Source organism: Kitasatospora sp. NPDC057518, from assembly GCF_042802075.1.
Taxonomy (GTDB): Bacteria; Actinomycetota; Actinomycetes; order Streptomycetales; family Streptomycetaceae; genus Kitasatospora.
Window position 1 is genome coordinate 1 of sequence record NZ_JBHVEU010000250.1, and the last position, 13,022, is coordinate 13,022.

General features: G+C 73.8%; 11 protein-coding genes and 1 pseudogene. 6 read left to right on the plus strand and 6 right to left on the minus strand.

Annotation, left to right across the window (positions count from 1 at the left end):
- Together ACFU7Z_RS24240 and ACFU7Z_RS24245 are read left to right on the plus strand one after the other, a co-directional pair.
- On the plus strand, positions 1–1,154 hold a 1,154-nt coding region (locus tag ACFU7Z_RS24240; RefSeq protein ID WP_380779575.1), incomplete at its 5' end, for an FG-GAP repeat domain-containing protein.
- 200 nt (positions 1,155–1,354) lie between these two features.
- Positions 1,355–2,134: an SDR family NAD(P)-dependent oxidoreductase gene (locus ACFU7Z_RS24245; protein ID WP_074003262.1), complete on the plus strand. Its 780-nt coding sequence runs from the start codon at positions 1,355–1,357 to the stop codon at positions 2,132–2,134.
- Positions 2,135–2,174: 40 nt separating this feature from the next.
- On the opposite strand, the gene ACFU7Z_RS24250 is transcribed toward ACFU7Z_RS24245, so the two are convergent.
- The 3 genes from ACFU7Z_RS24250 to ACFU7Z_RS24260 all read right to left on the minus strand — a co-directional run bounded on the left by ACFU7Z_RS24250 (position 2,175) and on the right by ACFU7Z_RS24260 (position 5,081).
- Complete coding sequence (locus tag ACFU7Z_RS24250; RefSeq protein WP_074003329.1) at positions 2,175–2,717, minus strand: HEAT repeat domain-containing protein; 543 nt, start codon at positions 2,715–2,717, stop codon at positions 2,175–2,177.
- A 69-nt stretch (positions 2,718–2,786) separates the two neighbouring features.
- Entirely contained in the window at positions 2,787–3,977 is a 1,191-nt protein-coding gene (locus ACFU7Z_RS24255; protein ID WP_074003261.1) for an alpha/beta hydrolase, read from the minus strand.
- A 252-nt stretch (positions 3,978–4,229) separates the two neighbouring features.
- Entirely contained in the window at positions 4,230–5,081 is an 852-nt protein-coding gene (locus tag ACFU7Z_RS24260; RefSeq protein ID WP_380779578.1) for a LysR family transcriptional regulator, read from the minus strand.
- Between the two features lie 141 nt (positions 5,082–5,222).
- Here ACFU7Z_RS24260 and ACFU7Z_RS24265 point away from each other — a divergent pair, with 141 nt between their 5' ends.
- Entirely contained in the window at positions 5,223–5,732 is a 510-nt protein-coding gene (locus ACFU7Z_RS24265) for a cupin domain-containing protein (RefSeq protein WP_380779580.1), read from the plus strand.
- 59 nt (positions 5,733–5,791) lie between these two features.
- Positions 5,792–6,154: a DoxX family protein gene (locus tag ACFU7Z_RS24270; protein WP_380779582.1), complete on the plus strand. Its 363-nt coding sequence runs from the start codon at positions 5,792–5,794 to the stop codon at positions 6,152–6,154.
- A 39-nt stretch (positions 6,155–6,193) separates the two neighbouring features.
- Here ACFU7Z_RS24270 and tgmC read toward each other — a convergent pair whose 3' ends face one another.
- Genes tgmC through tgmA form a run of 3 tightly spaced genes read right to left on the minus strand, consistent with a single transcriptional unit; the run spans position 6,194 to position 8,573 of the window.
- Entirely contained in the window at positions 6,194–7,336 is a 1,143-nt protein-coding gene (gene tgmC, locus ACFU7Z_RS24275) for an ATP-grasp peptide maturase system methyltransferase (protein ID WP_380779584.1), read from the minus strand.
- Positions 7,333–8,277, minus strand: a complete 945-nt coding sequence (gene tgmB, locus ACFU7Z_RS24280) for an ATP-grasp ribosomal peptide maturase (RefSeq protein ID WP_380779586.1) — start codon at positions 8,275–8,277, stop codon at positions 7,333–7,335. The genes tgmC and tgmB overlap by 4 nt, the downstream gene beginning before the upstream one ends.
- Before the next feature lie 20 nt (positions 8,278–8,297).
- Positions 8,298–8,573, minus strand: a complete 276-nt coding sequence (gene tgmA, locus ACFU7Z_RS24285; protein WP_049649147.1) for a putative ATP-grasp-modified RiPP — start codon at positions 8,571–8,573, stop codon at positions 8,298–8,300.
- 634 nt (positions 8,574–9,207) lie between these two features.
- Between tgmA and ACFU7Z_RS24290 the strand changes: the two genes are divergently transcribed.
- Together ACFU7Z_RS24290 and ACFU7Z_RS24295 are read left to right on the plus strand one after the other, a co-directional pair.
- Positions 9,208–12,021 (plus strand): hypothetical protein, encoded by a 2,814-nt coding sequence (locus ACFU7Z_RS24290; RefSeq protein ID WP_380779588.1) that lies wholly within the window; start codon positions 9,208–9,210, stop codon positions 12,019–12,021.
- 307 nt (positions 12,022–12,328) lie between these two features.
- Positions 12,329–13,022 (plus strand): annotated as a pseudogene (locus ACFU7Z_RS24295) (hypothetical protein); the annotation flags it as partial.

The window sequence follows — 13,022 nt, forward strand, 5'->3', positions numbered from 1 at the left end:
CGGCCGGAGTGGCCACCGGGGACAAGGTCCGCTTCGCCGACTTCGACGGCGACGGCAAGGCCGACTACCTGGTGGTCGGCGACGACGGCTCGGTGAACGTCTGGCTGAACAAGGGCACCGACATGCCCGGCGGAGGCGGCTGGAGCGCTCTCGGAAAGGTCGCCGCGGGCGTCGCGCCGGGCGGCAAGGTCCGCTTCGCGGACGTCGACGGCGACAAGCGGGCCGACTACGTCGTGGTCGGCGACAACGGTTCGCTGGACGCGTGGCTCAACAACGGAGGCGACACCGGCGAGCGCGGCTGGACCGAACTCGGCCAGGTCGCCACCGGTGTCGGTCTGCCGAGCAAGTACGTGTGGCTGGGCGACATCGACGGGGACAAGAAGGTCGACTACCTCGCCAGCAAGGGCGGTGGGGTTTTCGACCAGTGCATGCTGTTCAACCGGGGCGGTGACGGGCGCGGCGGCTGGGAGGAGCCGGTCCCGAAGGAGTCCTCCTGCGACCGAGGCCCCGATGAACTCCCGGACTCCACCTCGTACTTCACGGACTTCGACGGCGACGGCAAGGCCGACCACCTGGAGGTGATGCCGGACGGCCGGGTCATGTGCTGGGCGGGTACCGGGAAGGGAGGCTTCCGCAGCGGCGGCACGGTGGCCGCAGGTGTCGCCCCGGCCGCGAAGGTACGACTCGCCGACTTCGACGGTGACGGGAAGGCCGACTACCTCGTCCTGGAGGACGACGGCTCGGTGAGCGTCTGGCTGAACAAGGGTGGTGACGGGTACGGAGGCTGGGAGGCCATCGGCCGGGTCGCTGCCGGCGTCGCCCCGAGTGGGAAGGTGCGCTTCGCCGATGTCAACGGCGACCGACGCGCCGACTACCTGGTCGTGGAGGACGACGGCTCGGTCAAGGCGTGGATCAACAACGGCGGTGACGGGCACGGTGGTTGGCGGGAACTCGGGCAGATCGCCGCGGGCGTCGCCCCCCGCGACAACGTGCGGTTCGCCGACTTCGACGGCGACGGCAGGGACGACTACCTCGTCCTGGCGGACGACGGCGCGATGAGGGTCTGGCTCAACCACGGCGGCGACGCCCCGGGCTGGATCGAAGCCGGCCGGATCGCCGCCGGTGTGGCTCCGGCCAACCGGGTCCGGATCTGACCCCTCCGCCACGACGGCCACGACGGCCTCGACGGCCCCGGCACGGTACCGCCCGTGCCGGGGCCATCGTCGTGCCGCCGCCCGCCGGGTGGCATCAGCGCTCCGGCGCCGGGAATGTATGAGGGGTTGTCCGGCATCGGGCCGTGACGATCCGGAACCGGCCCCGGACTCGGCCGGGGCGGTACGAAGGAGCGGCGGCCATGGGCGAACCGGACGGCAGGACGGCACTGGTGACGGGCGGGTCGCGCGGGATCGGGCGGGCGGTCGCGCTGCGGCTCGCCGCCGACGGGGCGCTGGTCGCGGTGCACTACGGCGGCAACGAGGAGGCCGCTGCGGAGACCGTGGAGCTGATCGCCAAGTCCGGTGGCCGGGCGTTCGCGGTGCGGGCCCGGTTCGGTACCAGCGGCGCGCTGGACGAACTGTTCGAGGGCCTCACGACCGGGCTGGCGGAGCACGGCGAGGACGGCCTGGACGTCCTGGTGAACAACGCGGGCGTCCACCTGGCCGGTTCGATCGGGCAGATCACCGAGGAGGAGTTCGACCGGGTGATGGCGATCAACGTCCGCACGCCGGTCTTCGTGATCCAGCGGGCCCTGCCGCTGCTCCGGGACGGCGGGCGGATCGTGAACGTGGCCTCGGCCGCTGCCCGGATCGGCTCGCCCCTCCAGATCGGCTACAGCGTCAGCAAGACGGCACTGGTGGCCCTCGCCGCGCCCCTCGCCAACGAGCTCGGCCGGCGCGGGATCACCGTGAACACCGTCAACCCCGGCGTGATCCTCACCGACATGACCTCCGCGTGGACGAGCGCCCCGGAGGCGATGGCCGGACTGGAGTCCATCACCGCCCTGGGCCGGATCGGCCTGCCGGAGGACGTCGCGGACGTCGTGGGCTTCCTCGCCGGCCCGCAGGGCCGCTGGGTGACCGGCCAGGCCATCGACGCCTCCGGCGGCACCTACCTCGGCCCGATCCCACCGGCGTGACAGGGACCGGGCCCCCTTCGGGGACGTATGGGCGGTCCCGTCACCTGGGCGGGTGAGGGGCGGTCCGTTCGTAGACGGCCCCTCCGGGGATGAACCATCCTGCCTTCTTCCGGACGGCCGGGCTCGGGTCCTGCGCGGAGGACGTGCGCAAGGCGGCGACGGCTCGGGCATCGGTGTGGGCGAACTTGCCGACGAGCTCGGCGGCCATCGCCCTGGCCCGCGGGTCGGGGTCGGAGGCCAGGTGCCGCAGCGCTGGCTCGAGGACCCGGTCCGCGCCCGGTGCGCACGTGTCCCCCTTGCACCGGTCGCACGCCAGGGCGTGGAACGCGGCGATCCTGACCCGGGCGTCGGGATCGTCGGCCATGGTGATGAGCTCGCCCATGGACTCGGTATCGACCAGGTGGTCCAGAAGCCGGCAGCAGCCTTCCCGTACGGCTGCGCTCTCGTGGGACAGGCCGGCGCGGATGGCACCGAGCGCGTCCTCCGCGCGCCGCAGCAGCTCCCGGTAGGCCGCTACGGCACGTTGCGGGTCGCCCAGGCACGAGACGAGGGCTTCGTTGTCGGTCCTGACGAATCCGAGCATGGGCTCAGTGTCGAACCACGCGAGGCGGCCGGGCAAAGGGATTTCGCCTCGGCGGAGGGGCCGTCGGGCTCAGTGGAGGGGCTGCTGGAAGAGGACCTCCGGGTACGCCGTCGACGGGCGGTCGAGCAGCCGCTGGGGGATGCCCTTCAGTTGCAGGTCGAAGAAGGCGCCCACGTAGGACCGGGTGATCTTCTCGGCGCGCAGTGGGGCGAGCGTGGCCTCGGGGTCGGGCAGGCCCGCGCGGGCGCCGATGAGTGGTGCGTCGGTGAAGCTGCCGTGGTCGGAGCCGGTCACGGACAGCCAGCGCTTCCAGCCGTCCGTGCGGGCCCAGGCCTCGTTCCAGGTGGTGTCCCAGCCCGAGGGGTTGTGGACGGACTGGGTGCCGAGAAGCAGGAAGGGCCGTCCGTCCAGGCCGCCGGTGGGGAACGGGTCGAAGAACTTGCCGTCCATGTTGACGCCGGCGCGGATCCGCTGGTCGGCGGCCATCGTGCTGGCCGCGGAGTTGCCGCCGATGGAGTGCCCGGCCATGCCGATCCGGTCCCGGTCGATCATGCGGGCGTGCGGCCAGGCGGGGCGGGGGCCGGTCAGCTGGTCGAGGACGAAGGAGATGTCCTTGGCCCGGCTCGGGGGGACGGCCGCGATCTTGTCGTCGTTCAGGTCCTGGCAGACGGCGCAGGTCAGGGTGCGCCCGTCCGGGAAGGTGGTGCCGGAGGTCTCGTAGGTGTGGTCGACGGCGGCGACGACGTACCCGCGGCTGGCCAGGTCCTCGGCGAGGCCGGTGAGGGTGCCGCGGGGGAGCGTGAACCCGGGGGAGAGGACGACGAGCGGGTACCTGCCCGGCGCCGGGCGCGCGTCGGTGCGGGCCCACGGGTGGAGGCCGGTGGCCGCCTCGGGCGGTATGGTGCCGCCCGGCACCTGGAAGTCCAGCAGCAGCCGGGCCTCCTCGGCGGTCAGGTACGGGGTCGCCGGACCGCCCGTCCCGGGCCGGGCTGGGTAGTACATCGACACCATCAACTGCCGCGCCCCCGCGGCCGGCACCCACGGGTCCGGGCGGTCCCGGTCGACGAGGTGCAGCGTGCTGCGGCCGACGGCCTGCGACCCCGTCGGCCGGGGCAGGTCGAGCTCTGCGGCGGACACCTCCGCCGAGGAAGCGGCGGGAGCGGTGGCGGTGGCCGCGAGCGCCGAACTCGCCCCGGCGATCGGCACCGGCAGGACGAGGGCGAGCACGGCGGCCACGGCGGTGCGACGGAGTCTGGTCATGTGAGAAACGGTAGGTCGCGAACTCCGATCCGACCTCGCCGTGAAGACTGAGACACCGTCATCTCCGCGGCGTAGCAACGCATCACCTCCGCGGATGACAGGAGCCCGCGATTCCCGGCCGTACGGCGGACAACCGGGCAGCGGGCGTACTGCGCATGCCGTACCCCGGCAGCCGTTCAAGGTGTTGCGGGCGAAGGCGTTCGCCCGCGCCCGAGCGAGGGCGGTGGCACCGGTCGTACCGGTTGCCGGTGCTCAGCGGCGGTACGCGGCCGTCGCGAGCTCGACGAAGGACCGGATCAACGGGTTGGTGTCGCCCTCGTTCCACGCCGCCACCACGCGGCTCGGCGCCATGTCGGTCAGCGGTACCACGGCCAGCTCCGCGGGCAGGTCGTGTCCGAGCGGGGCCAGGCCGACGCTGCCGTTCCACAGGACGGCCTGCTGGCACTCCTGGACGGTGCGCACCACGGCGCCCTCGCGCGGCCTGCCGCCGTTCCAGTACGACTGCCAGACGGGGTCGGTGCCCTGGGGGAACTGGAACCAGCGGCGGTCGTCCAGTTCGGCGAGCCGGAGTCGGCCGCGGCCGGCCAGCGGATCGTCGGCGCGCAGGACCACGCCGACCGGGTCGCTGCGCAGTGTGCGCACCGTCAGGGCGGTCTCGTCGAACGGTGCCCGGGTGAGGGCGACGTCGACGAGTGCGGCGCGCAGCCCGCAGGTGGGGTCGGTCAGATCGGTGTCGCGGACGCGGATGTCGATGCCGGGGTGGCGTCGGCGGTAGGCGGCCGCCAGCCTGGTCACGCCGGGGTCGGTGAGGTTGCCGAGGATGCCGACGGTGATGGTCGCGGCGCCGGCTGCCGAGCTCACCCGGGCACGGACGCGGTCGGCGTGGTCGAGCAGGGCCCGCGCCTCGTCGAGCAGCATCGTGCCCACCGGGGTGAGCGAGACGCCGGCGGGCGAGCGGTCGAACAGCAGGGCCCCCACCTCGGCCTCCAGCTGCTTGATCGCCCGGCTGAGCGGCGGCTGGGTCATGTGCAGTCGGGTGGCGGCCCGGCCGAAGTGGAGTTCCTCGGCGACCGCCACGAAATACCGCAAGGTCCGAAGCTCCACGCTGCAACGATACCCACCGGGTATCGATACCGCAGGACGGGTCTTGGACACCCGTGAGGCCCCGGCGGTGCACTGGTGGACATGAGCGAAGAGACCACGCCCGAAGAAGCCAGGACCGAAGAAGCCACGCCCGAAGAAGCCATGGCTGAAGGAACCAGGACCGAAGAGACACGGAGCAACGGACCGCAGGTCGGCCCCGCCCTCTCGGTGGTGGGCCTCGGCGGCGGCGAGACGATCGTCCTGGGCACCACGCGCATGCGCGTCCTGGAGGACGGCAGCCACACCGGGCACCGCCTCGCGATCGCCGAGTCCGTCCTCGCCCCGCACACCCAGGGACCGCCGCAGCACCGCCACGCCCGGCACGACGAGGGCTTCTACATCCTCTCCGGCACCGTGCGGTTCACCGTCGGGGACGAGGACCACGACGCCACCGCGGGGACGCTCGTGATGGTCCCGCCCGGTACCCCGCACACCTTCGCCAACCCGACCGACCAACCCGCCACCATGCTCAGCACGTTCACGCCCGACCTGTACGTGCAGTACTTCCGGGACCTCCAGCAGGTGCTCGCCGACGGGCGGCCGCTGACGCCGCAGGCCAATGCCGACGCGATGAGCCGCTACGCGACCGAGCCCGCCACCGACCTCGCCTGAAGCAGTCGACCGGTCCCCGTAGACCGGTGACACGTGAACAGGAACACCGAACGGAAACCATGAACACCGCCTACTGGATCCTCGCGGGCCCGCTCGCTCTCTTCTACGCCTACGCGGGCACGCTGAAGGCGACCCGCAGCCCCGATCAGCTCCGGCCGATGATGGCCTGGGTGGACCGCGTACCGTTGCCCGCCCTCAGGGCGCTGGGGACGGTCGAAGTGCTCGGCGCGATCGGCCTGGTCCTGCCGCCGCTGACGGGCGTCGCGCCCCCGCTGGCATTGGCGGCGGCCGTCGGCCTCGTGCTGCTCCAGGCCGGTGCGGTCGCCGTCCACCTGACCGGCGGCGACCGCCGGATCGCGCTCAACCTCGGGCTCGTCACCACCGCGGCCGTGACCGTCTGGCTGGCCGCCGGACTCTGGTAGGGCACTGCCCTCGACCGGTGGTACGGACCCGCCCCCGGTTCAGATCGGCAGGTTCCAGCCCGGGCCGTCCTCCGTACCGATCCACACCCGTTGTCCGGCCGCCGAGACGGTGATCCCGAAGCCTTCCTGGTGCGGCTCGCCGGCCCGCTGCCACAGCCGTACGGCCTCTTCGACGCGGTCCCACAGCCGCAGCGGGCCCCGTTGGGTGACGGTCCATCCACCGTCGGGGCGGGGTGCGGTGCGGGCCTGGGAGCCGGTGGCGACGTCGGAGAGGATCTGGGTCGCGCCGTTGCCCATGCGTTCGGCGGAGGGGGCGGCGAGCTGGGCGACCCAGCTGCCGGTCCAGGTGTCGACGACGGCCGGGTCGATCAGGCTGGGCCGTTCGTCGCCGGGCAGCATGGCGAGGGTCGAGCGGGGCGGGCGGTCGTGCGGGCGGGCGATCATGAAGCTGGTGTAGCCGGGCAGGAACCGGCCGGTGGCTTCGCCGGGGCCGGTCACGGTGAGCTCGGCCAGGCCGGAGGCGTAGCTCCAGCCGGACAGGGTGACCAGGATGCGGCCGCCCGGCTTCACCTGGTGCAGCCAGGGCATCGGCAGGTAGCGGACCGAGCAGGTGGCGATCAGCCGGTCGTAGGCGCCGCCGCCGGGGTCTCCGCGCAGTCCGTCGCCGACGAGGAGGCGGGGCCGGTAGCCGGCGGCCCGGAGTGCGGTGGCGGCGCGTTCGGCGACCCGCGGGTCGTACTCGATGCTGGTGAGGTTCCCGTCCCCGAGCCGGTGTGCGCCGAGGGCGGTCGAGTAGCCGGTGCCGGTGCCGATCTCGAGGACGCGGTGTCCGGTGTCCGTGCCGAGTTGCTGCCACATCCCGAGGACGAGGGACGGCAGGGTGGAGGAGGAGGACGGGGCGCCGACCACCGGTTGTCCGTCCGCCTCGTCCGCGCCGGTGTGGCCGTCGAGTTGGGTGATGAGCGTCCGGTCGGTGTAGATCCCCTCGAGCCAGCCGGGGTCGCCCTGCCGGACCGGCCGGTAGGCGGTCGGGTCGCTGCCCTCGACCGGGAGGAAGTACGCCCCGGCGAAGGCTTCGCGGGGGACCGCTTCGGCCGCCTTGATCCATGCCGGGTCGGACAGCGCGCCGTTCTCGGCGAGGTCGGCCGTCAGGGCGGCGCGCAACTCTTCGGACGTGCTCATGCGTCGGGGCCTCTCTGCAGCTCGTCAGCGAGTGCGTGTGCGATGCGGTCGGTGGTCTCGGGCGGTTGCCAGGCCCACTGGCCGTTGGGGTTGCATTCGAGGAACGACCAGCTGCCGTCCGGCGTGACGGCGAAGTCGAACGCGCCGAACACCAGCCGGAAGCGGCCGAGGTAGTCGGCCACGGACCGCGCGACCGGTTCGGGCACGGCGATCGGCGTGCAGGTCATCAGGTTCTGCCGGTGGCGCCAGTCGAGGTCCGGGCTGTCGATCCGCACGCCGAACAGCCGGTCGCCGACGGCGGTCACCCGGGCGTCGTACGCCTTGGGGACCCGGGCCTGGAACAGGTGCGGGCAGGCCCGGACCGCGTCCGTGATCTCCTGCGCCCGGACGTCCCGCACCCACACGGCCCGCGGTTCGCCGTCGACGGAGTACGGGGTGTTCCACACGGGCTTGTAGACCGCTCCGGCCCGCTGGAGGGCCACGAAGTCCCGTGCCTCCTGCGGGTCGTTGGTGATGAGGGTGTCCGGGACGGCGAATCCGGAGCGCTGCGCGGCGGCGAGTTGTGCGGGTTTGTGTTCGGCGGCGCGGTTCGCCCACGGGTGGTTGACGTAGTGCGCCCCGGGGAGGGAGGCGAGGATGCCGCCCGCGCCCCACACGGACTGCGAGGCCGCGAAGCGGCGTTCCGGGCCGTCGAGGTCGGCCGGCCCCTCGTAGGGCGAGGCCCGGCGCACCCACACGGCCCCCACCTCGGTGAGGTCGAGCTCCCGGCTGGGGGTGCGCAGGGTGCCCCGCCGGCCGTCCGTACGGAACGAGGCGGTCAGCGAGGCGCCCGTGTGCAGGTCGGTGCCGGGGTCGAGACGGACCACGGGGGAGCGGCGGTGCGCGAGGACGCGCAGGACCACGTCCGCGGTGACGTCGTAGGGGTTGGTCAGCACCAGCACCGGCCGACGGTGTCTCGGCGTCAACTGCCGCTCTGGTCCTGGTCGTAGGACTCGGTGCTGTCGGCGTCGGTCGCACCGCCCGGCGCGGCCCCGTCGCCGGGGCGGGTGCTGGTGGGGGTGAGTCCACTGGTGCTGGTGCCGTGGGAACCCAGTTCCACCGTGCGGCCGTCCTCGTCCACGACGACCGCGATCTGCGTCTCGGGGTCGATCACGGGCGTGAGCGCCGGGAGCGTGGCAGTGGTGGCCGCGTACGGCGTCATCCTGCCGATGCCCCACGGTACGGGCGTCTGCGTCATGCATCCTCCTCGTATCGATGGTGCCGGTTCACTGGCGACCACTTTGCTGGTGCACGAAGGTGCTTTCAAGCCCGTTCCGGCGGACGGAATATGCCAGGTTGCGGCGGCGATCTCCCGGGCCCCGCCCCGACGGCCACGGGGCGTGGGCCGTCGGCGTCGCCGGCCCGTGGCCCGTCTGCGAGCGCTGCACCGGGGACCGGTCACGGCCGCCGTCGGGCGGGTGGCCGTCGGGGCGGCGCCCCTGGCGGGCGTGGCTGTGCGGTTCCGTCCGGGGCAACGGTTGGGGCGGCTTGGCGGGTTCACCGTTTCGAGTAGAGAATTCCGGAAAGAGAAGTTGCCTGGTCAAGGGCGTGCGGTGAAGCCGGAGTTGTGAAGTGCGCATGGCATTTCGACGACTTGCCGCCGGCCCGGATCCTGCCAATGCAAGGAATTCGCTCAGTGCTTAGTTGATTCGTGCGAATCCCTTCCGTTCCTCGATCGAATCTGACAGCATCGTCCGCTATCCGGCGACCGATTGCCGGTGATCAGTGCGCCGCACGCGACCGCGATCGCGGCCGCCCCTGCTGCTGTCGGCCTTCCTCATCGGACGCCGCCGTCGAGACGTGGCCGCCCGCCCGCGCCACGTGGAGGAGATGTGACCACCCAGGCCGGCACCCGCGTGCCCACCCCCGACACCGCCCGGCGCCCCGCGCGCTGGGTCCGTACCAGGCTGCGGGCGAACCCGCTGGCCGCGCTGCTCATGGCGGCCCTCGCGTTCGTCACCGTCTTCCTGGCGGCGGCCTTCCCCCTCGTCATGGACCGGGGCGCGGACACGGCGCTCCAGTCCTTCGTCAGCGAGAAGGGCGTCAACCCGACCAGCCTGCGGACCACCTCCAAGACGCGGGAGGACGACAGCATCGCCGAACTCGACCGGGTGCAGCGCCAGCTCGTCGAGCAGGTCGACGGGCGGCTGACGCTGTCCCCGTCGGGTCAGGCCTACGGCGCCCGCGCCCTGGCCGACCGCTACATGACCAACCCGGGGTACGCCCACCTCTCGGACAAGGAGCCGTACCCGGCCCTCAGCCTGCTCTACCTGCACGACCTGGGCGCCCGGGCCACCCTCACCGAGGGCACCTGGCCGACCCCCGGCGCCGTCGGCGATCCGCTGCCGATCGTGGTCAGCAAGAAGGCCGCCGAGACCATCCGCATCAAGCTCGGTGACGTCATCGACAACGGCGACGAGGGCGCGGGCGTCCGGCGGACCACCGTGGTGGTCGGCCTCTACGAGGTCAACGACCCCCAGGACCCCTTCTGGGACGACCTCGGCTGCCCGGCCCGCGCCTGCCTGAACACCGACGCCGAGCACGAGCACTGGACGACCAGCGGGTTCGTCGACGGCGGCAGCCTGCCCGCGTTGGTCCACTGGGGTTCGAACGCCGAGAACTTCTGGCGGCTGCCCGTCGACCCCGCCTCGCTGCACGCCGACCAGCTCGACCGTACCCGCGGCGTCATCACCTCCTTCCTGACCGGGCACGACGCCACCGTTCTCCACGACGCGATCGGGCGCCCCGACCTGCACACCGTCTCCGGCCTGCGCGACGTCCTCACCAGGGCGGACGAGCGCTACCGGGCCTCGCTGCCGCTCAGCGTGATCGGACCGGTCGGCGTCGCGGGCGTCGCCACCGTGGTGCTGTTCCTGGCCGCCGCGCTCACCACCGACCGGCGCGCCGCCGAGATCCGGCTGCTCCGGGCCCGCGGCGGATCCGTCGCCGGGGTGCTGCGGCGGTTGATCGGCGAGGGGGCGGTCACCGTCCTGCCCGCCGCCGTGCTCGCCACGACGCTCGCCCTGGTGCTGCTGCCCACCCCCCGGTGGGACCGCGCGGTGCTGGCGGCCCTGGTCGCGACCCTGATCGCCCTGCTGGGCTTCCCGGTCCGCGCGGCCCTGCTCTGGGTGCGCCGGCGGCCGGTCAGCGGCCGACGCCGACTGGTCGGCGAACTCGCCGTCCTGGCGGTCACCGCCGCGGCCGTCGCGGAGGTCCGGCGCCGGGGCGTCGGCCACCCCGGGGCCGGAGTGGACCCGCTGCTGGTCGCCGCGCCGCTGCTCCTCGCCGTCACCGGCGGACTGCTGCTGGCCAGGATCGAGCCGGTGGTGGTCGGCCGGCTGGCCGCCCTCGTCGGCCGGGGCCGCGGCCTGATCGGCTTCCTCGGCCTCTCCCGGGCCGCCCGCGACGCCTCGGGCCGCCGCAGGCCCTCCGTGCTGCCGCTGCTCGCCCTGCTGATCGCCGTCACCACGACCGGCTTCGGCGCCACCGTGCTCGACACCGTCTCCGACGTGCGGACCCGCGCCGCGCGCATCACCACGGGCGGGGACATCGGCGTCTCCCTCCCGGACTACGCCACCCTGACCGAGCCGTTCACCAAGGCCGCGGCCGCCCTGCCGGGCGTCCGGACCTCGACCGGGGTCTGGATGGAGACCAAGGCCCGCGTCTTCGGCGGCGACCAGGACTACACCGAGGCCAACCTGGTGGTGGTGACCGATCCGACGGCGTACGCCGAGATCGCCCGGGCCCTCGGGGTCGGCGAGTTCGACCCGGCGAAGCTGGCCGGGACGCCAGGCGGCCGGGACACCCCGGTGCCCGCCCTGGTCAGCCGCGACCTGGCCCAGCACCTGGCCGCAGGGCCGTCCCGGGTGCGCACCCTCAACGGCAACGACCTGCGCCTCACCGTCGCCGACACCGTCGGTGCCACCCCCGCGCTGCCGGACCCGGGCAAGCCGTTCGTCGTCGTCCCCGCCGGACCCACCTGGGAACGACTGCCGGACGCCAAGCGGGTGAACCAGTGGTTCGCCGTCGGCGACATCGACCCCGACCAGGTCAGGACGGCCCTGCGGGACAACGGCGGAGCCAGGCCCGTCGGTCTGGCCAAGCTGATCGCGGACGGCTCCACGGCCACCGGCAAGGACACCCACGGCCTGCCCGCCGGGTACACGGTGCACAGCAGCCGGGAGACCGCCGCCGCGCTCGGCGCCGACCCGCTGCAGCACGCCGCCGAGCGGCTGTTCTGGTACGCGGCCGCCGCCGGAGCCGGATTCGCCCTGCTCGCCGTCCTGCTGACGCTCTTCCGGGCCGCACCTGACCGCACGGCCGTGCTCGCCCGGCTGCGCACCATGGGCCTGCGGCCCCGGGACGGGCTGGCGCTGATCATGACCGAGGCGCTGCCGCAGACCCTGGCGGCGGCCGTCGGCGGCGGCCTGGTCGCGCTGGCGGCGGTCGCCCTACTGGGCGGCGCCTTCGACATCTCGACGCTGGTCGGCGCCAAGGTCGGGGACGTCATCACCCCCGTGCTGCTGCCGGTGCTGCTGCCCACCGCGGGCCTGGCCCTGCTGGTCGGCCTCGGGGTGGTGCTGGAGACGCTGGTCGCCGGCCGGCGCCAGATCGCCACCGAGCTGCGGGCGGGGGAGCAGGCCTGACGGCGGGACCGGCGCCGGGTAGCCCCGTCGTCGGCCCGTCACCAGGATCGGTCGGCCGGTCAGCCGGGGCACTCGGCCCGTCACCCGGATCACTCGAAGAGGCGATTTCGGCGCGGTGACGCCACGGGGGCGCGGACCGGCGGCCGGGCCGGGCGGCGCCTTACCGGAGCGGCCCGAACGCCGGAGGAGTTCCGTGGACCGGTCGGTGACGATTCACCCGATGGGCTGACAGGGCATCGGCCCGGGGTGGCTCCGACCGGTATACGTGACGTCATCCATCGTTCGGAGAACCACCTGCGAGGGGCCCATGACCGATACGGCCGACACGTCGTCAAGGACGGCCGCCGAGAGGCTGCCGGCCGCCTACGCGCCCCGGGTGGCCCTGATCCGGGGCGCGATGGAGGCCGGGAACACGGCCCTCGCGACCCGCCTGGCCGAGGAGCTCCACCGGTACGTCGCCCTGGAGCGCGGCGCCCTGCACCCCGAGACGCTGCGGGCGCAGGAGGTGCGGGCGTACGTCGCGGCGGTCGGCGGCGACCCCCTGCGGGCGGCCGACCTGTTCGCCGTGGCCGCCACCGCGTGGGCCGGGCTGGGCGCGTCGGAGCAGTGGGCGGCGTCGCGCAACGCGGAGGTCTGCCGGCGCCGGGCGGAGTCGGCGGCGGCCGCCCCCTCGGCGGTCCCTCTGGCGGTCCCCGGCGCCCGGCGGCCGCCCGGCTGCCCGTCCCCGGTCCGGGCGTTCGGGCGCGGCACGGTCGTCGCGGTCGTCCTCGCGACGGCACTGCTCTCGGGAGCGGCGGACGCCGGCCCGCGGGCCTACCTCGGGATGGGCCCGCGACCGGTCCCCGACGACCAGCCGGCCGCCCCCGCCGTCGTGGGGGTCCTGGAGCGCTCCGCGCCCTCGGCCTCACCGGTGCCGGTCCCCGTGCCGTCCCCGTCCGAGCTCGCGACCGCGGAGCCCGTCCCCGCGCCGGACGCCGGGCCCGCCGGCGACCAGGAGGACC